The 19146-nt window shown below is 66.2% G+C and carries 14 protein-coding genes; 5 read left to right on the top strand and 9 right to left on the bottom strand.

Features of this window, described 5'->3' with window-relative positions:
* Nucleotides 1–17 precede the first annotated feature (17 nt).
* A complete protein-coding gene (locus KY501_RS11545; RefSeq protein WP_224362915.1) occupies nucleotides 18–3230 on the top strand; it encodes a carbohydrate binding domain-containing protein in 3213 nt (1070 codons plus the stop codon).
* Nucleotides 3231–3236: 6 nt separating this feature from the next.
* Here the strand turns inward: KY501_RS11545 and KY501_RS11540 are convergent, their stop codons facing one another.
* Nucleotides 3237–3998, bottom strand: coding sequence for an SDR family oxidoreductase (locus KY501_RS11540; RefSeq protein ID WP_224362914.1), 762 nt, complete (start codon nucleotides 3996–3998; stop codon nucleotides 3237–3239).
* Between the two features lie 192 nt (nucleotides 3999–4190).
* Between KY501_RS11540 and KY501_RS11535 the strand changes: the two genes are divergently transcribed.
* On the top strand, nucleotides 4191–5042 hold the full coding sequence (locus tag KY501_RS11535) for a GTP cyclohydrolase, FolE2/MptA family (RefSeq protein WP_224362913.1): 852 nt from the start codon (nucleotides 4191–4193) through the stop codon (nucleotides 5040–5042).
* Nucleotides 5043–5208: 166 nt separating this feature from the next.
* Here KY501_RS11535 and KY501_RS11530 read toward each other — a convergent pair whose 3' ends face one another.
* Together KY501_RS11530 and KY501_RS11525 are read right to left on the bottom strand one after the other, a co-directional pair.
* On the bottom strand, nucleotides 5209–6102 hold the full coding sequence (locus tag KY501_RS11530) for a DUF5011 domain-containing protein (protein WP_224362912.1): 894 nt from the start codon (nucleotides 6100–6102) through the stop codon (nucleotides 5209–5211).
* Between the two features lie 365 nt (nucleotides 6103–6467).
* Nucleotides 6468–6971: an aldo/keto reductase gene (locus KY501_RS11525; RefSeq protein WP_224362911.1), complete on the bottom strand. Its 504-nt coding sequence runs from the start codon at nucleotides 6969–6971 to the stop codon at nucleotides 6468–6470.
* A gap of 54 nt (nucleotides 6972–7025) precedes the next feature.
* Between KY501_RS11525 and KY501_RS11520 the strand changes: the two genes are divergently transcribed.
* Entirely contained in the window at nucleotides 7026–8243 is a 1218-nt protein-coding gene (locus KY501_RS11520) for a hypothetical protein (protein ID WP_224362910.1), read from the top strand.
* A gap of 14 nt (nucleotides 8244–8257) precedes the next feature.
* On the opposite strand, the gene KY501_RS11515 is transcribed toward KY501_RS11520, so the two are convergent.
* The 5 genes from KY501_RS11515 to KY501_RS11495 form a co-directional block, all read right to left on the bottom strand.
* Nucleotides 8258–8788 carry a UCP032817 domain-containing protein gene (locus KY501_RS11515; RefSeq protein WP_224362909.1) on the bottom strand — a complete coding sequence of 177 codons (531 nt, stop codon included), beginning with the start codon at nucleotides 8786–8788 and terminating at the stop codon, nucleotides 8258–8260.
* A gap of 64 nt (nucleotides 8789–8852) precedes the next feature.
* Nucleotides 8853–9872 (bottom strand): methyltransferase, encoded by a 1020-nt coding sequence (locus KY501_RS11510; protein ID WP_224362908.1) that lies wholly within the window; start codon nucleotides 9870–9872, stop codon nucleotides 8853–8855.
* Nucleotides 9873–10455: 583 nt separating this feature from the next.
* Complete coding sequence (locus tag KY501_RS11505; RefSeq protein ID WP_224362907.1) at nucleotides 10456–11064, bottom strand: glutathione S-transferase family protein; 609 nt, start codon at nucleotides 11062–11064, stop codon at nucleotides 10456–10458.
* A 12-nt stretch (nucleotides 11065–11076) separates the two neighbouring features.
* Nucleotides 11077–12459, bottom strand: a complete 1383-nt coding sequence (locus KY501_RS11500; RefSeq protein ID WP_224362906.1) for a hypothetical protein — start codon at nucleotides 12457–12459, stop codon at nucleotides 11077–11079.
* Nucleotides 12460–12564: 105 nt separating this feature from the next.
* Complete coding sequence (locus KY501_RS11495) at nucleotides 12565–16359, bottom strand: TIM-barrel domain-containing protein (protein ID WP_224362905.1); 3795 nt, start codon at nucleotides 16357–16359, stop codon at nucleotides 12565–12567.
* 333 nt (nucleotides 16360–16692) lie between these two features.
* Between KY501_RS11495 and KY501_RS11490 the strand changes: the two genes are divergently transcribed.
* A complete protein-coding gene (locus KY501_RS11490) occupies nucleotides 16693–17634 on the top strand; it encodes an AraC family transcriptional regulator (protein ID WP_224362904.1) in 942 nt (313 codons plus the stop codon).
* Nucleotides 17631–18683, top strand: coding sequence for an NAD(P)-dependent alcohol dehydrogenase (locus KY501_RS11485; protein WP_224362903.1), 1053 nt, complete (start codon nucleotides 17631–17633; stop codon nucleotides 18681–18683). The genes KY501_RS11490 and KY501_RS11485 overlap by 4 nt, the downstream gene beginning before the upstream one ends.
* 15 nt (nucleotides 18684–18698) lie before the next feature.
* On the opposite strand, the gene KY501_RS11480 is transcribed toward KY501_RS11485, so the two are convergent.
* A complete protein-coding gene (locus tag KY501_RS11480) occupies nucleotides 18699–19082 on the bottom strand; it encodes a hypothetical protein (protein WP_224362902.1) in 384 nt (127 codons plus the stop codon).
* Nucleotides 19083–19146 lie beyond the last annotated feature (64 nt).

The following is a 19146-nucleotide window of genomic DNA, read 5'->3' as shown; positions in this document are numbered from 1 at the left end:
CCTTTGGGGGAGACGTCATGCAACGTTGGAGAATCCGTGTCCTGTTCGCGGTAGCACTGGCTGCGTGGAGCCTGCCCGCCGTCGCCGGTACCGCGACGATCTACTACTACACGCCCTACAAAGCCTGGAGCACGGTCTACATCCACCATGACGCCAGCGGGAGCTGGACGACGGTGCCCGGAGCGCAGATGAGCGCCGGGTGCACGAACTGGATGGTCAAGGTCATCACCACGGGAACGGCCAGCACCTTCCAGGCTGTCTTCACCGATGGTCAGAACCATTGGGACAACCTCAACAACCAGTCGGGCGCCAATTACGTCCTGTCCACCCAGGGGACCCACCAGATCAAGAACGGTCAGCTGCTCGCCAACGCGGGGTCTCCCTGCGTGGCGGATACCCAGGCGCCCACCGCGCCCACGGGGTTGACCCTGGGCGCCGTCACGGCCAGCTCGGTCACGTTCTCGTGGACCGCTTCGAGCGACAACGTTGGCGTCACGGGATACCAGCTGTTCCGCAATGGCAGCTCCGTGGGGACGGCCACGGGCACGAGCTATACGGACACCGGCCTCACGGTGGGCACCACCTACCGCTACACCGTGAAGGCCGTGGACGCCGCGGGCAACGTGTCCGCCGCGAGCAGCGAGCTGTCCGCGACCACGCCCGCCGCCAGCCAGGCCGAGGTCTACTACTACACGCGCACGCGTGGCTGGAGCACGGTCAACATCCACTATGCGCCCACTGGCGGCACCTGGACCCCGGTGCCCGGCGTCGCCATGGACGAGGCGGCCTGCACGGATTGGGTGAAGAAGACCGTGAGCCTGGGCTCGGCCACGGGAATGAAGGCCGCCTTCAACAACAACAGCGGCACCTGGGACAACAACTCAGGAGCGGACTACTCCCTCGGAACGGGCCGCATCACCGTGAAGGATGGAGTTGTCACCGCCAATGCCGCCTCGCCATGCGTGGTCCTCCCGCCGGACACCACGCCTCCCTCGACGCCCTCGGGCGTCACGGCCTCCGCGAGTGGAACCCGCGTGGATGTGAACTGGTCCGCCTCGACCGATGATCGCGGCGTTACCGGCTATGAGCTCACCCGGACGGGCGGCACCCAGGGCACGAAGACGGTGACCACCACTTCGACGGGCTACAGCGACACGGGCCTGGAGGCGCTGACGACGTACAGCTACACCGTGAAGGCGTTCGACGCGGCCAACAACAAGTCCGCCTCCAGCGCCGCCGCCTCGGCCACGACAGGCTCCGCGCCTCCCCCGGCGTCTCCCGGGCAGCCGCTCGGCGGAGACATCCGCGAGGACTCCATCTACTTCGCCATGACGGCGCGTTTCTACGATGGCGATTCGTCCAATAACCGCGGCGGCAGCATGCACGTGAAGTCGGGCAACGCCGCCAACAACGACCCCATGTTCCGAGGAGATTTCAAGGGGCTCATCCAGAAGCTGGACTACATCAAGGCCCTGGGCTTCTCCGCCATCTGGATCACCCCAGTGGTGCTGAACCGCTCGGACTACGACTACCACGGCTATCACGCCTGGGACTTCAACCGGGTGGATCCGCGCCTGGAGTCCTCGGGCGCCACGTATCAGGATCTGATCAACGCTGCCCATGCCAAGGGCCTGAAGATCATCCAGGACGTCGTCTACAATCACTCCAGTCGCTGGGGCGCCAAGGGGCTGTGGACCGCGAAGGTCTTCGGCCTGCGAGACAGCCAATGGACCTGGTATTACGACTCGCCCGTCTCCGGCTTCGAGTACGACGGGCTGACCCTCGATCCGAACACCGGCAAGTCCTATTACAACGGGGACCTGTGGTCGACGGCGGAGCCCGCCGGTAACACGTGCGCCAACTGGGGAACGGTGACGCAGTACTACAGCCAGGAGGGCTACCACATCTACAACTGCCAGTGGCCCAACCCCACCTCGGGCATGTTCCCGGCGCAGTACTTCCACCAGTGCTGGATTGGCAACTGGGAGGGCGAAGACTCGCGCAGTTGCTGGATTCACGAGGACCTGGCGGACTTCAACACCGAGAGCACCCCCGTCCAGAGCTTCCTCATCGGCGTGTACAACAAGTACATCGACATGGGCGTGGATGGCTTCCGCATCGACACGGCGGTCCACATCCCCCGAGTGACGTGGAACCGGCGTTTCCTGCCCGCGGCCCTCCAGCATGCCGAGCAGAAGTTCGGCGCGAAGGGCAAGGACTTCTACATGTTCGGCGAGGTGGGCGCGTTCGTGAATGACAAGTGGAACCGGGGCTCGGTCAACCACTCCGCGCAGTTCTTCACGTGGAAGGAGCGCAAGGAGTACAGCGCCAATGACGTGACGGCCGCGCTCGAGCAGTACAACTACGAACAGGGCCTGGGCACGGCCGCTCAGCCGACGTCCACCAATGCCTTCCTCCAGGGCAACGCCTACCACGCACCGGACCACAGCCAGTTCTCGGGCATGAACGTCATCGACATGCGCATGCACATGAACTTCGGCGAGGCGAGCAATGCCTTCTGGAACGGCAAGGACTCGGACGACAGCTACAACGACGCCACCTACAACGTGGTGTACGTGGACTCGCATGACTACGGGCCCAACAAGTCCTCCACGCGCTACGCGGGTGGCACCGAGGCCTGGGCCGAGAACATGAGCCTGATGTGGACCTTCCGGGGCATTCCCACGCTGTATTATGGCTCGGAGATCGAGTTCCAGGCGGGCAAGCAGATTGACTGCGGCCCCACCTGCCCGCTGGCCACCACCGGACGCGCCTACTACGGAGACAACCTCGAGGGCAGCGTGACGGCCTCGGACTACGGCGTGGTGTCCAGCGCCTCGGGCAAGGTGGCGGAGACACTCAGCAAGCCGCTGGTCAAACACCTGCAGCGGCTGAATCAGATCCGCCGGAAGATTCCCGCTCTCCAGAAGGGCCAGTACTCGACCGAAGGCATTACGGGGTCAGCCATGGCCTTCAAGCGCCGCTTCACGGACACGGCCACAGGGGTGGACAGCTTCGCGCTGGTCACCCTCACGAGCGGTGCCACCTTCACCGGCATCCCGAATGGCACCTACAAGGATGCCGTCACGGGCACCGTGCAGACGGTGACGGGCGGCACGTTGACGGCCACCGTCTCGGGCAAGGGCAACATGCGCGTCTATGTGCTCGAGCTGCCGGGCAACCCCGCGCCGGGGAAGATTGGAAGTGACGGGCCCTTCCTGAAGCCTTGAGCGGGCTCAGAGCGCTCTCTGGCCACCGTCCACCGGCAGGGCAATGCCGGTGGTGAAGCCGGCGGCATCGCTGCACAGGTAGAGCACCGCCGCGGCGACCTCCTCCACCTTGCCAATCCGGCCCACCGGGTGGACAGCGAGCGCGAGCTGGCCCTTGCGCGGGTCGGCCTCCACGGCGCGGCGGAACATGTCCGTGTCGATGACCGCCGGGCAGACGGCGTTGATGCGCACGTTCTTCTTCCCGTACTCCACGGCCGCCGAGCGCGTCAGGCCAATCACCGCGTGCTTGGAGGCCGCGTAGATGCTCATCTTCGGTGCCGCGCCCAGGCCCGCCACGGAGGAGGTGTTGACGATGGCGCCGCCCCCTTGCGCGAGCATCAGCGGAATTTCGTGCTTCATGCACAGCCAGACGCCCTTGACGTTCACGGCCATGATGGCGTCGAACTCGCTCTCGCTGCCATCGGCCAGCTTGCCCTTCTCGATGTCGATGCCGGCGTTGTTCACCGCATAGTCGAGCCGCCCGTAGGCCTCCTTGCATCCCTCGATGAGCGCGCGGACCTCGGCATCCTTGGTGACGTCGCAGCGGATGAAGCGGGCCTCACCGCCCGTGGCGCGGATCTGCTCGACGGTGCCCTCGCCTCCGGCGGTGTCCACGTCGGAGACCACGACCTTGCGGCCCTCGCGTGCGAAGGCCAGCGCAATGGCGCGGCCGATTCCAGTGGCGGCGCCCGTGACCAGGGCGACCTGGCCGGACAGTGAAGCACTCATGGGGGGACTCCTCGAGCGGATGGGTGGGCGCGCAGTCTATTCTTCAGGCGCGCCTCGGTGGGAAGCGCGGACGGGTGCTCAACCCCGGAATCCTCCGCCCAGACGCCCCTGGAGGCTGCGCAGGCTCTCGGACGCCCCGACACGTCAGTTGACATATCCCCTTCGTAGGCATCGGCCGCGAGGGGGGTGCCCGTGCGCATCCATCATCCCCTGGAGCCGGGCAACGAGACGCTCGTCGCCTGCAACATCGATATCCGCACGACGCTCGATGCGGCTCACCGCGGCATCCATGTCTCGCGCATGGGCAACGTGTTGACCGAGGTGACCCAGGAGTCCTACGAGACGCTCGCCGCGTTCGCCGAGCGGCTGTGCCGCCGCGTGCAGCAGACGCAGTATGGGGGTGCCACCACCGTCTCGGTGCGCTCGCGCTTCTGGTATCGCGAGGCCGTCTCCGGGTTTGGCACCAAGGCGGACAAGCAGTCCCTGGAGTCCGTCGGGCTCATGTCCCAGGTGACGAGTGACGCCAGTGGCCACATCGAGCATCTGCGCGGCATCGAGGTGGACCACATCACCGCCTGCCCCTGTGTCCAGCAGACGCTGAAGCACTCGCTGGGGCAGCGCAAGCCGGAGCCGGTGAGCCACACCCCGGAGGCTCCACCGCTGACCCACTCACAGCGCAGCCGCACCTCGGTGGAGGTGGGCAGTGCTTCCGGGCCGCCCATCGCCGAGTTGCTCCAGGCCGTGGATGAGGTGCTCTTCCGCTCACAGTCGACGCTGCCGCGTCCGCAGGAGCTGTTGCTGGTGCTGCGGGCCCACCAGAAGCCCCAGTTCCTGGAGGATGTGATGAGGGATTTGACGCGCCGGGTGTGCCAGCTCAGCCGGGAGCTTCCGGACGAGGCGAAGCTGCGCATCCGCTCGCGCTCGCTGGAGTCCATTCACGAGTTCGATCTCTGCGGAGAGCTCGTCACCTCCCTGGCCGCAGCGCGTAAGGCGTTGGGCCTCGGTGCGGATTATCGACACGGCCACCCATACCGAGACCGGTAGCATCTCAGGGACGGGCTCCCGGAATCTCCGACTGAGCGCAGACGGCAAGTGCCTGCAAAGAGCTTCCAGAGAGATGTGACTGGAGACAGCGAAGCGCCCTGGCCTGGCTACACGTGGGAGCAGCCAGGTCAGAGGCTCCGGGTGAACTGAGCGCGAGCGCTGAGCCTTACCAGGGGCAGTTGACGACCTGGACCGTGCGCGTCACGGGCGCGGCGCTGTTGCCGCCAGCATCGGTCACGCTGTAGGTCAGCGTGTACACCCCGACGGCCCAGGCATTCACTTCGCCCGTGCGCGACACCTGCGGAGTGAGGTTGCCGTAGCACGCATCGGTCGCCGTCACGCCTGGATCCTTCCACGGGGTGTTGCACGTGTGCACCATGGACGAGGGACCCAGCAGCGACAGGGAAGGCGCCGTCGTGTCATCCACGACCACCGTACGGGTGACGTTGACAGACCCCGCATGGTTCCACGTGGCGTACGAGACCGGGTACTCGCCCTCGTAGCTCAGCAGAGGGCCCGGCCCGGAGGAGTCCGCGCCCGTGTTGTACGCATGCACCACCAGCGGGTTGCCGCACCCGTCCACGGCCTGAGCGCCCGGATCGCTGTACGTGCCTCCCTTGACGCACTCGAGTGCCAGCGGCGAGCCGCCGTTGACCGTGAGCACCGGAGGCAGCGACGCGCAGGCCTGCGTGCCGAGGATGGGCGCCGTCGTCGAGGTGAAGAAGTTGGCATAGGAGGCGACGAACTCATGCCCCTGCCAGATGGGGTAGGGCCAGGGGATGCCCGCGGGCTCCTCCGTGAGCGAGTTGCCGGTGAAGGTGCCCGACACCTCGACGTAAGGACCCTGGATGGAGAGCGCGCTCAGGGAGACGCCGCCGGGACCCCCGGCCCCACCGTTCTCTGGGACCCACGCGGACCCCAACCCTGCTCCCCTCAAGGTTCCCAGGGTGCTCGGGTCGAGGCTCCGGACGCTGATGTGCGTGAAGTCCCCCAGGGTCCGGATGGGCTCTCCATAGGAATACGCCACCACGATGCCTTCCGCGCTGGATTGGATCGCCACCTGCGGCAGGACTCTCGAGGTCTGAATCTCGAAGGACTGAGGCTGCAGGGTGCAGGTTGCGGGCGTGAGGACGGAGCTCTCGAGAGTGATTCTGTAGAAGGGCCGGGGGTATGGGATCGGGTCTACGTCTTCGAGGACCTTGATCGAATAAGCACAGCCTCCCCGCGCTGTCTGAGCGGCGCTGACGACCGGGAGGCTGGCCAGAGCCGAGCTTCCCAGCAGAGAGACCATCCCAAGGACCATTCTTCCAAGCATTTGCATTGTTCTACCTCTCACGGTGACGGGTCGGGCTTCAAAACCCGTGTTATGCCACATCCCGGAAAAATCCGCTTCCTCGAGAATGCACACCGATGTGGGCGCCACGGTCACGGTCGTTCGCTGTCGAGCAGCTTCATCAGCACCGGCAGGTAACGCGTGCCGGCCACCGCGCTCGGAGGAATCGCCGCCTCGATACGCGCGGCATCGTCGGTGGTGAGTTTGATGCGCAGCGCGGCGAGCGTCTCTTCGAGATGCTGCATCGTGCGCGTGCCGACCACCGGTACGAGATTGGCCCGACGCGTCAGTGCCCAGGCGAGCGCCAGCTGCGACGGCGTGACGTTCTTCTCGGCCGCGATGTGCGCGAGGGCGTCGACGAGCTTCATGTTCTGCTCGAAGTTTCCCGGGTGAAACCACGGGAGGTGCGATCTCGGTCCGAGCGGGCCCGCCGGCTTCGCCTTGCCACTCAACAACCCGTGCACGAGCACGCCGTACGCGGTCACGCCGATGCCGAGCTCATCGAGCACCGGAAAGAGGGTCTGCTCGGGCTTGCGGTTCATCAGCGAGTACTCGACCTGCAGACCCTGCTGCGCGGCCTCGAGCGCTGAGCGCACCTGCGCATGCGGAACTGCACGAAGTCGTCCATCGTCGGCCGCTGGAGAGTGACAATGGCGGACATGACGGCTCGCCTCGCTTCCTTCTTCTGCCTCCTCGTCGCCGTGCCCGCTACCGCCAACGTGGCCGCATCCTCTCGCTCGCCAGCGGCCTTCACCCTGTCTTCGGGGGGCGCGCACACGCGTTCAGAGGTACTCGGCGAGGAGCTGTCCTTCGACTGCTCGGGGGCAGAGCGCGAGGAGGCCTGCCGCTTCGAGGCGCGCTACCGGCTGCGCAACGGTACCTCCGAGACGGAGGTTATTGACGCAGCCTTCCTGGGGATCCGTGTGGGAGAAGTGAGCGTGGAGTTCGACGCGGAGACGCTCCCGGTGGCGGAGGGACAGGTGGACCCATCCGAGTCCGCCCCGGACACCAGCGATGCCGCACAGGCTCCATCCTCATCCGAGGAGGCGCTCGGGCGGCTCGCGCGCACCTCGGTGGAGCGTTTCGGTTTCACCCTCACGCTGCCGCCGGAGAGGGGAGGGGAGCTGGTGGTGCGCGGCGTGGTGCGGCTCGAACGGCGCTTCCTGCCCTCGGGGTATGAGTGGCCCGCGGTGCAGGTGCGCCACGTGCTGCTGTCCTCAGATGCGCGGCAGGCCACGCACTGGGACATCGACTACCTGCTGGGGCCCATCCGCACGTGGGCGGGCAACCCCGAGCTCCACGTCACGGTGCGCATCCCGTCGGCGTGGGAGGTGGGTAGCAGCCCGGACGCATCCCCGCGCACGCTGCCGGAGGCTACGGGGTGGCAGGTCCGGCGCGAGGGCGCGCACACGGTGGCGGAGCGGCGCATCGAGGCGGCGAGCGCGCCGGAGTGGCTCAACATCGCGCTCACGCGGCGCAAGCCGTGGTGGATTCCAGGCGGCGTACAGCTGGGCGTGGGCGCTCGGCTCGGGGACGGTTCCCGCTTCATGGCGCGGCTCGGCTACCAGCTCGCCGCGCCCGAGTCCTTCCTGCACTCGCTCTCGGTGGAGACGGACTTTCGCGAGCAGCTCGTCTTCACGCCGCTCACACAGTACGCAACGCCGCAGATCCTCATCATCCCGAGTCTCGGCCTTGGGGTGGGAGTGCCTGTGCAGGTGCTTCCCGAAGCCAGGCCGGGCTTGAGGTTACTGGTAGACCTGCACTTTGGCCCGGTGGGAGCCGCGCTCAGTTGGGACCACTATCCCCGGCTGCGGGAAGGCTCGGACTCCTTCTCGCGGCTTGCCCTCCTGCTCCAGGTTGGGCTGTAGGCTGGGAGACGCACTCAGCGCGCTGGAAGCGCCTCGGGAGATGGCGTGGGATGTGCCTGGGTATACGGGATGCGGTGGCGCTCGAGAAACTCCGGGGAGTAGCGCTTGGGATACTCTTGGTACCACTTGAGCAGGGTTTCCTCTCCGAGCTCGTCATAGACAAAGCGGTACTGCCGCTTCAACGCGGCCTGGTATCGCTTCATGAAGCGCTCGGGGTGGGCCTGGTATCGCTTGCGGTCGCGCTGCTTGTCGTCCGAGTTCGAAGGCAGGTGGTGGATGAAGGTGCCGAGCCGGTCCAGGCAGTAGCGCTGGTAGTCCAGCGTGTACTGCATGAAGGTGTGCCACATCTCATCCAGCATCAGCAGCGGGGGCTGGACGGACAGCCGGGGGCCCTTCAGCTCAAGGCTGCGCGCGCAGAGCCATAACCACTTCTTGGTCTCGTGAAAGAGTTCTCGCGCCTCCGCCTCGGGGAGGGCGTAGGTATCGAGAAAACGCCTCAGAACTTTCTCGTTCTTGTAGGAGAGCGCCTCTGCCAGGGAACACACAGGGGGGAGGCTGAGCCTATCTCCAGCCGAGGACTGAAAGCACGCTTCATCCCATCGATGCGACTCACGCCGTCTTTATGCCAATCACCATCGAATCGGGCCCGGCGAGGTGCTCGATGCGGACATCGCCGAAGCCCACCTCTCGCATCCACCCAGCGCAGTCCGCCCCCGTGTAGTCGAAGCCACCGAGCGTCTCGATGAGCATGTTCAGGCTCATCAACAGACCGAAGGCGTTGCTGCGCCGCGCGTCGTCGATGATGGCGTCGTAGACCACCAGGGCGCCTCCCTTGGGCAGCGCGCGCAGGGCTGCCGCGAGCAGGGCCTTCTTCTGTTCGAGATCCCAGTCATGCAGGATGTGGCCCATCACGAGCACATCGGCCTTGGGCAGGGGGACGCGGAAGAAGTCGCCGTCCTGGAAGCTCAGCCGTCCGGACAGGCCATGCTGGCCCACGTACTGTTCGAAGACAGGACGGACCTGTGGCAGATCGAAGCCGATCCCCTTGAGGTGCTCATGCTCCAGCGCGACCTGCACGGGCAGGCAGCCCTGGGCCGTGCCAATGTCGGCGAAGCTCTGGTAGCGCTTCCACGGAAACTTCGTGGCGATGGCGCGCGCGGGAATCAGGCTCACCCCGCTCATGCCCTGGAGGAAGCCACGCAGGCGCTCGGGGTCGGCGTAGACGGTTTGGAACAGCTCGCCTCCGGTCTTCTGCTCGTTCTGCGGCCGGCCTGTGCGCAGCGCCTCGGTGAGCGAGCCCCAGAAGCCAAAAAGCCGGGCGTTGGCCATCTCGAGCATGCCGCCGATGTAGCCGGGCCGGGTGCGCACCAGGAACGTTCCCGTCTCGGGCGTGTTGGCGTACCGGCCGTCCTCCTCGCGTCGCAGCATGCCCAGGGCCACCAGTGCATCGAAGAAGTCGCGCCAACCGCGCGGGTGCAGCCCCAGGCTCGCGGCCAGCGCCTCTCCCCGGAGTGGCCCCTGGGCCAACTGGGTGAAGAGGCCCAGCTCCACCGCGCTCAACAACGTCTTTGCGCCCCAGAACCCCAGTCCCAACTGAAGGATCCGATCGGAGGTGATGTTCGAGTCCATGTCGTCCCGCTCCCCTTTCACTCCTGGGGGAGGACCCCCGCACCCGATGTGATAGGGACGCGGTAACCGATCGGGCAGCTTCCCCGTGGGACTCGCCAGCTGCCTGTCAGTCCGGAAACCGAGCAGGAGAGCACTCCGAGAGAACTTAGCGGCCTTGTTGGGGTCCGGGAGGGCCGCCCTCCGGCCGGCAAGCCAAGGGCTTGTCACTGGCGGGAGTGAAGCAGGTGCCACTCAGGTCCCGTCCTTCGTGGCTGAACTGGCAGCTCGACGCCGCGCTCTTGCCCTCACAGGCGGCAAGGGCCTCGGGAGGCGGACGCCGGGGGCATCCCCCTCTCTCTTCTCCGCCCTCCTGGGCCAGGGCGGACGACGACACGAAGAACAGGACAGCGATCAATGGGCGAAGGATTCTCATAATGGCTCCGAGTGGGTGGACTGCGCGAACAGGCAGTGCACGGCTCGGGCCGAGCCTCACCCAGAGGCTGGACCTTCCGTCACGGCTGCGGATGACGCCACGGAAGTGCGGAGTCCGCAGTCGCGCTGCCGTTCTCGCAGCACTCGGGATCTTGCTCGCGAGGGTCGCGCGTCAGCCGCCGAAGGCCTTCTTCGCGGCCGGGCGCTCCATCATTCGGCCCATGTACGCCTGGAGCCCGGGGAAATCGCCGAGCCGACTGACTCTGTGGGCCAAAGTCAGCACGCCGCCCACCACTACATCCGCCGCGGTGAACGTGTTGCCAACGATGTACTCGCGCCCCTTCAGGCGCTCCTGGAGGACGGTGGCCGCCGGCTTGAAACGCTCGGTGGCCTGCGCAACGGCGGCCGGATCGCGCTGGTCCTCGGGCAGGATCTGGGTGTTCAGGAAGATGGTGACGAGGGACGGTTCCGCCTCGGTCATGACGAAGAAGATCCACTGGTAGTACTCGCCACGCTCATTGCTCCCCGCCGCCGGAGCCAGACCCTTCTCCGGGTACTTGTCGGCCAGGTGCATCACGATGGCCGCGGACTCGATCAGCATGAAGCCGTTGTCCTCGAGCGCTGGCACCTTGCCCAGCGGGTGCACCCTCGCCATGTACGCAGGGTGCTTTTGCTCGCCCTTCATCACGTCCACTGACGCTGTCTCGTAGGGTACCCCCAGCTCCTCGAGCATCCAGCGGGGGCGGGTCGAACGAGTCAACGGGTTGAAGTAGAGCTTCATTCGGAGATCTCCTCACAGGCGGAAGACGAGAACGTCCTCATTCGCGGGGCTCATCCACACGATGGCGTCGAGACCGGGGAAGTAGATCGCCCGGCGCCTCGCGATGCCGCTCTGCAGGGCGGGAGCGGCGTTGGCGAAGGTCTTCGGCCGTAGCGTCGCGGGCGTGGTCTTGAGGTCGAGCTCCAGCCAGGTCATGCCGCTGTTGAGCTTCGTGTACACCCAGTAGACGTCCTCGGTCGGCATGTAGACCATGCCGTGACCGTCGGTGGCATGTTGGGTGTCGGGGAACGAGGCCAGCGACAGGCCGCCCTCGTAGTTCCACGTCGCGCCCGATGCGAGCACGGAGTGGGTGGACACGTCGTAGCGCTGCCAGCGGCCGGGTGAGGCGTAGTCCCCGGAGCTGTGAGGCGGCATGAAGATCGTCACGATGTCACCTTCCTGCGTGTAGGCGGCGCCGCTCCAGTCCCAGCTGCCCCAGCTCGCGCGCGGGGCGAGCCAGGTGTCGGTGTGCAGATCGTAGTCGGCCGCAAAGGGGCCCGTGGAGCCGCAGGAGCCGATCACCAGCTTCGATTCGTGATCGAGCACCGCGATCACCTCCTCCGCGAGGGCGTATTCATCACCGTTGGCGCGCGGGTGCGTCTTGATCGTCCACTTGTGGCTCGCGAGTGAGTACCTCCACAGCCGGCGGCAGGCGACGATCAGCTCGTTGCTCTCGGGCACGTAGATGAAGCCGTCGTACACATGCCGCGCCGTGGGGTTGCCCATGGGGTTGCTCGCTGTGCGATCCCAGAAGATCTCGTCGTAGTACCAGTGGTCGCGCTGCGCCCAGGTGCCCGCGTCGACTTCGGCGTTGTAGGCCGCGCGCGACTCGGGGCAGCCCGCGAAGCCGCCTGACTCGCGGTACGCCTGGCTCCAGAGCCGGGAGTCGCTCGGCATGTGCTCGATCGACCAGCGCATCGAGTCGAGATCGAAGCGGTAGATGCCGTTGTTGCTCGAGTCGCTGTGGCCTCCGCCGTGACGCCACAGCCGACGGCCGGCGAGGTCGAAGGCCGGCGCGTTCCACGCCTCGGTGACGCCGCCCCAGTCCATGCTGCCGTAGTCCGTCCACCCGGGCATGGCGGCCTGCACCTGCGCACCGAGGGCTTCGAGCTTCGTGTCCACGACGCTCACCCACCGGTCGTGCGGCACCAGCGCCCAGCTCGACTCGTTCACGCGGCCGTCGCTGTCGCGCCCGGGCGTCCACACGTCGTTGACGAACGTGCCGGCATTGGCGCCGTGACCCCAGCCTGGGGAGACGCCCGCGTCACGCACGCCTGCATCGGAGGACTGGCCTGCGTCGCGTGTGCCCGCGTCGTCACCCGCGTCGATGGGAGCCCCGGCATCGGACGACGCCACGGAACCCGCACAACCCGAGAGCGCTAGCAGCGCGATCAGCAATCGTAACATGGTGAGCAGTGTAGAGGGCTCAGCGGCTGTTGATCAGCTCGAAACGGTCAATGCTCACTGCACCTGCTCGAATGACCACTGGCTGCTGATGGAGGTGGCAGGGAAGTTGTCCTGATACTCCGCGTAGCCAAGCTTGCCCTCGATGTGGACGTAGGCGTTCGGCTGCCAGCGGTTGCGGAGCCGCTTGTAGCCCTGGACGTCTTCCAGGGTCCACTGGCCGCTGGTGTTCTGGTCGGGGATGCGTCCGTACTGGACCCAGCCCTTCAACCCCTCGATGTGCATCACGTCGCCGGTCCAGCGGTTGATCAACCGCGTGTATCCGCCGTCCGTGGCCAGGTACCAGTGGCTGCTCCAGTTCCCCACGGGACTGGCGCCGGACTGGACCTTTCCGTCCTTGTCCAGGTTCTCGATGTGCAGGTAGTCGCCGGTCCAGCGGTTCTTGAGGCGGTAGTAGGTGCGCGAGACCGGCGCCGGGTTCGAGTTCGCGACCGCCAGGGAGATGGAGTCGAGGTTTACATTCCCCGAGTCGCTCGGGTCGTACTGGTAGCTGATGATGTTGTCGCCGGCAGCGAGCTCGAGCGTCTCGGACCGCTCCGCCCAGGTGTCCCAGTTCGCCAGGTTGGCGAGCGAGGTCTGCACGGCCTTGCTGCCGTTGACGTAGACGCTCAGAGTCTTCGCGCTCCCCATCGCGTTGGCGTATCGCAGCGAGACGGCGTAGCTGCCGGCGGCCGGCACGCGAACGTGGAACCGGGTGCTGGCGCCCTGGATCCAGTTCGCGTCCACGAACCCGGAGCCGGAGTAGCCGGCGTGGTTCTTGGCGATCGAGCTGCCCCCCTGGAGGAGGGCCTCCTCGGCCTCGTAGACGGTCCGGTCCGGGGCTGCGGTGCCCGTGGCGATGATGCTCTTGGCCAGGCCCACGGCCACCTTGACGTAGGTGACGTCGCCGTAGACGTCCGTGCCGGTCGCCCAGCCCTCACTCGAGGCGCTCTCGAGCGCGGCCTTGCCCGTGTAGCGGGTGAGCGCCACGCCGTTCACGGTGACCGAAGCGGCGGACTTCCCATGGAGCTTGAGGACGTAGTGCTGGAGCGAAGGGGGCGTGTAGCTCCCAGTCCTGGCCTCGAGGTCGAAGCGGACGCCGCTCGCCCCATTGTCCTGGGCGGCCATGGCCTGCTTGAAGAAGCCGGTGCCCTCGTATTGGAACGTCTGCCCATCGTCGTCGTAGTAGGTGAACCGCGTCAGGGCTGTGTCAGGGAAGACCTCGAGGTAGACCCTGCTGATGGCCCGCTCGCCAATCCAGTTCTGGCTCTCCTGCATGGGGATGATGGCGCCCTTGCGGATGAACAGGGGCAGGTCTTCCCACGTGCTGGCGTTCACGGGGTAACGGATCCACTGCGGCCCGACGTAGGCCGTGCCACGCGCGAAGTCGTACCAGATGCCGGTCGGCAGGTAGAGGGTCTTCGTGGTCTGCCCCTGCTCGACGATCGGCGAAGTCAGCAGGAAGTCACCGAGCATCCACGATTCGAAGGTGTTCCGGACGTTGGTGTCGTTCACGAACTCGTAGAAGAGCGGCCGCACGAGGCCGAGGCCGGTCTCGTAGGTGGTCCGCTCGTACGCGTAGAGGTAGGGCAGGAGCCGGTAGCGCAGGTACAGGGAGTTCTTGGCGGCGGCCTCGGCGAGCGGACCGTACACCCACGGCTGCCGCTGCTGGTTGAGGTAGCCGTGAACCCGGTGCACCGGCGCCACGGCGGAGAACTGCATGTAGCGCGCGTAGGTCTCGTTGGTCGGTGTTCCGTTGTGGCCGCCGGTGTCCATGCCCCACTTCACGGCGCCGGCGTTGACCGAGGCCAGCAGCCGCTCGCGCTGCGTGGCCAGGGTCTGCCAACCGACATACTTGTCGCCGTCGAAGTTCCAGGTATCCCCGGACCAGAGCGCGTAGCCGTAGCGCTGCGCGCCCAGGAACTGGTTGCGGTTGATGGACCAGACGCGCTTGCCGCTGTAGCCCCGCTGCCACTCGTAGGCGCCCCGCTGCATGTTCAGGAACTGGAGGTTGTCGTCCCAGGCGCCGAGGTTGTCGGCCTCGTCGTTCCACCAGGCCACGATGCCGGCGTCGTGCGCCTCCTTGAAGTGGCTCCAGAACCAGGTGCGGCACTCCGTGAGCGCGAAGTTCACGTCCTTGCACTGGCGGCCTGAGAAGTAGTCGACGTAGTCATCGCCCTGGAACTTGAAGAAGCAGCCGTGATCGAGGGCCCACTGGGCCGCCGTCATCGTCCCTCCGCTGGCGTTCTTCATGAGGATGCGGGGCTTGGTGATTCCTCCCAGCTTGACGCCCTGCGCGGCCATGTTGGCTGCGAAGAGCCCGGAGCCTCCGTCCGGGAACTTGGCCACCTGACTGTAGTTGCCGGGTCCGTTGACGCTGTTCCAGCGCCACTCGCCGTAGTTGTCCTCGCCCCAGGCCTTCCAGTCGAAGTCGAAGATGAACGCGTCGAGGGGGATGGCCTTGCTGCGGTAGGTGTTGACGAGGCTGGTGACCTCGGCCTGGTCCGCCCCCCACTCGGTGTTGATGAAGCCCATCGCCCACTTGGGGAACATGGGGGGCTTGCCGCTGATCTCGGCCACGGTCTGCATGAAGACCTTGGGCTCGCCGACGATGAAGTACAGGTCGACGTCTTTCTTGGACACGTTGCTGAACTCGAGGCGGCTGGAGTCGATGAGGAAGTCGCCGGACGCCGAGTCGAACAACAGGCCGTACTTCAGGGTGAAGGCGAACGGCGCGCCCGCATGCCCTTGCTGGTCGGCCGTCACGTGGCCCCCGGAGTCGCGCCGCAGGCCCGCGGCCGTGCTGGCCCAGACGTTGTAGCCGCCGATGCCGTAGAAGGGTTCTCCGGCGGCGTGGTTGAGGTTCACGCCATCACCGTAGAAGCCCTCGGGGGCCTGCTCGCTGACCAGCACGTTTCCGGCTGTGTCGGAGATGGAGACCCGGGCCGGGGTCCTCGCGATCTTCACCACCATCTTGCTCGTGGTGAGGGTGATGGGATCGGAGGCCGTGTTCACGGAGACGCCGGTCCCGACGGGCCACGTCTTGGCCGGATCCACGACCAGGGTCTTGGGGCTGGACGCGCCGCCCGGCAGGAAGTCGATCCAAGCGATCTCCGGCTTGACCATCCGGAGCTTGAGCTGGTCGCCGTTGCCCAGGGTGAGCTGGACGCCGTCCCCGCTGGCGGAGACCCCGGTGACGTTCCTCGCGGCGGACGCGAGCGAGGTCGGCGTCCAGAGCTGCGCGTCGGTGCCATTGCAGGTGAAGATCTGGACGTTGGTAACCGTGTCCCTCGGGGCCACGCCCCCCGCGGCATCCAGGCACTTGTTGCTCTGCGGGTTGACGAACCGGACCTTGCCGTTTCCGCCGTCGTCGATCCGGAACTTCTGGGCGTTGGATGTATTGCAGGGGAAGAGCTGGACGTTGGTCCTGTCAGCGGTCCCGGCGTTGTCGATGTCCACGCACCGGTCGGTCCCGGTGTTGACGAGGCGCACCAGGCCGTCGCCCTGATTCTCCACCCAGAACTTCTGGGGTTCGCCGCCGGTACAGTTCCAGACCTGGACGTTGGTCTTGGGGTCGGGGCTGCCCTTGTCCACGTCCAGGCACATGCTGGAGCCGACGTTCGCACCGAAGGTATAGGGGCCGGCACCGCCAGGGAGGACTATGCCCGCTCGGGATTGCGCGGTGGCGGCTGAGTCGCTGTCCTGGACATGCTCCGCATCGCCTGCGCCGCCACATCCGAACACCAAGAGGGATGCAAGCAGTGTGGCGAGTGGTGACTGGGTTTCCCTCATCTTCCTGGGCAGCTCAGGCATTGTCCCCTCCATGCGTGGCGCCCATATATTCGGCAAAAACCGACAAATCAAGAAATCCAAGAAGATGCCAACCCGGATCTGATCATTCATGAGAATGGGAATGCGGGCCCATGGCTCAGCAAGAGAGCCAGTGATCGCATGATTCCGGTCAGAGCAGGCGATGGAGTGGCACGTGCCGGCTCGCTGCTCCGACACCGTTCGAAGTAGTTCGCGGGGAGGCACAACACACAGACACAAATGCGGACATCTGCGAGTGGCGCATGCGGGATTGTGCAGGAAACTTGCACGATCCGGCAGGCGTTCGCGCGGCAGAGCCCTTAGGTTGTTCTCGTGATGAAGCTCGAGATTGACGCACGGGAGCTGTTGGCGGCAATCGCCGCGCGGATTCGCCGCCATGCGCCGAGCGATGGCGAGACCGCCACCGTGGTGCCGGGCCTGAAGCTGATCCGGGTCTCCACCACCGCGCTGGTACAGCGCGGAATCCTGCGCCCGTCCTGCTGTGTGGTCGCGCAGGGCCAGAAGCTGGTTCAGGCGGGTACCCACACGGAGCTCCGCTACGGGTCGGGTCACTTCATCGCATCGTCCATCGCCATGCCCATCGTGGGGCAGGTCGTGGAGGCGTCGGCCTCGAAGCCTTACCTCGCCATCGCCTTCGAGCTGACGCCACACGACGTGCTGTCCGTGCTGGCGGACGCGAAGCTCGAGGTGGACACCTCGGCCTCCAGCGTGCCGGCTGCGTTCGTGGGGACGTGCGACGTGCGACTGCTCGATGTCGTCCTGCGTGCCGTGTCGTCGCTCGATGACACGCGCGAGGCGGTGTTCCTCGCGCCGCTGCTTCGCAGGGAGCTCATCTACCGCCTCGTCACGGGCCCCAGCGCGTCCGCGGTGTGTCACAGCGCGCTCCTGGCCCGGCCCGATGAGGGAGTCGGGCGTGCGGTCGACTGGCTCAAGAGTCACTTCAAGGAGCCGCTGCGGATTCAAGAGCTCGCGAAGCTGTCCAACATGAGCACCTCGAGTCTCCAGCACAAGTTCAAGGCGACGGTGATGATGGCGCCGTTGCAGTACCAGAAGCGGCTTCGGCTCGAAGAGGCTCGGCGGTTGCTCTTGAGCGGCCTCACCGACGCGACGAGCGCGGCCTTCGATGTCGGCTACGGGAGCCCGTCGCAGTTCATCCGCGAGTACCGGCGCCTCTTCGGGCTGCCGCCGCGACGGGACGTGAAGCGCATGAGGACCACCGCCGCTGGCGAACGCCCGGCATCGAGGAGAAGGACATGAAGACACTTGGATACGCCGCGACAGCCCACGACAAGCCTCTTACTCCCTTTGCATTCGAGCGCCGCGAGCTGCGGCCCAACGATGTCGCCATCGAGGTTCTGTACTGCGGCATCTGTCACACCGACCTCCACTCGGCGCGCAATGACTGGGGCGGCACGTCATACCCACTCGTGCCAGGCCACGAGATTGTCGGGCGGGTACTCGAGGTGGGTCGCGAGGTGACGCGGTACAAGGCGGGCGACGCGGTCGCCGTCGGCACCATGGTCGATGCGTGCATGACGTGCGATCTGTGCAAGAAGGGCGAGGAGCAGCTCTGTCGAGCCAACGGCACGACGTGGACCTTCGGCAGCCCGGACCGCGTCACTGGCGAGACGACGAGGGGGGGCTATGCGAAGCACCTCGTGGTGCGCGAAGACTTCGTGCTTCGCGTGCCGAAGGGGCTCGACCTCTCACGCGCGGCACCGTTGCTGTGCGCGGGCATCACCGCGTACTCGCCGCTGCGCACTTGGAACGTGGGCCCCGGCAGCCGTGTCGCCGTGCTGGGACTCGGCGGCCTGGGGCACATGGCCGTGAAGCTCGCGGCCGGGTTGGGGGCCTCGGTGACGGTGCTGAGTCGCGGCAGAGGCAAGGAGGCCGACGCGTTGGCTCTCGGCGCCGACCGGCTGCTGGCCTCCTCGGATGCCGCGGCCATGGCCCGAGCCGCGTCAAGCTTCGACCTCATCATCGACACCGTGCCGGTGAAACACGACCTCACGCCCTACGTGCCGCTGCTCGACGTCGACGGGACATTGGTCATCGTCGGCCAGCTCGGGCCCGTCGAGGAGACGAACACCTATCCGCTCGTGGCCGCGCGGCGACGCATCGCGGGCTCTCCCTCCGGAGGGATCCGCGAGACGCAAGAGCTGCTCGACTTCTGCGCGCGAAAAAACATCCACCCGGACTGCGAGCTGGTTCGCATGGAGCAGGTCAACGAGGCCTTCGCTCGGCTGGAACGCTCCGATGTTCGCTACCGCTTCGTTATCGATATGGCCTCATTCAGAAGTGAGTGAGGCGCGCGACACGGGTCAATGGCGCGCTTGTGGCTCTGTCGCGGGTCGCTCTGGGCGATAAGCCATATAGGTCAGCAGACCACCAAGGCCTGTGAGGATAGCGAGCAACCCATACGTGAACAGCTCCTTCCCGGCTTGAGGCGCTGCTGGAGCCACCATGCGATAGAGCCCCAAGGCCAGTGCGAGCCACCCGAGTACCGTCACGAGGCAGCGCCAGTTGAAGCTCCACACGTTGTGAGCTCGCACGATGGCAAGGCCAGCAACGAAGAGCAGCGTGCCATTCAAGTAGACGACCGGTGCTGTCTGTGCTGCGTAGATGTCCATGTTGAAGGCTTCGGTCAGGCCCAGGGCGAGCAGTGTGGGGCCAAGCAATCCGGCGAGTGACCTGCTGTTCTCCATGGCTCTCCTTTCAGACCACTCGGGCATCGAAGGGTTGGCGGGGTGCTCGGCGCTCCACTGTACA

The sequence above is a fragment of the Hyalangium versicolor genome, assembly GCF_020103695.1.
Taxonomy (GTDB): Bacteria; Myxococcota; Myxococcia; order Myxococcales; family Myxococcaceae; genus Hyalangium; species Hyalangium versicolor.
Note: the sequence above shows the minus strand (reverse complement) of the source record. Positions and strands in the feature narration are given on the sequence as shown.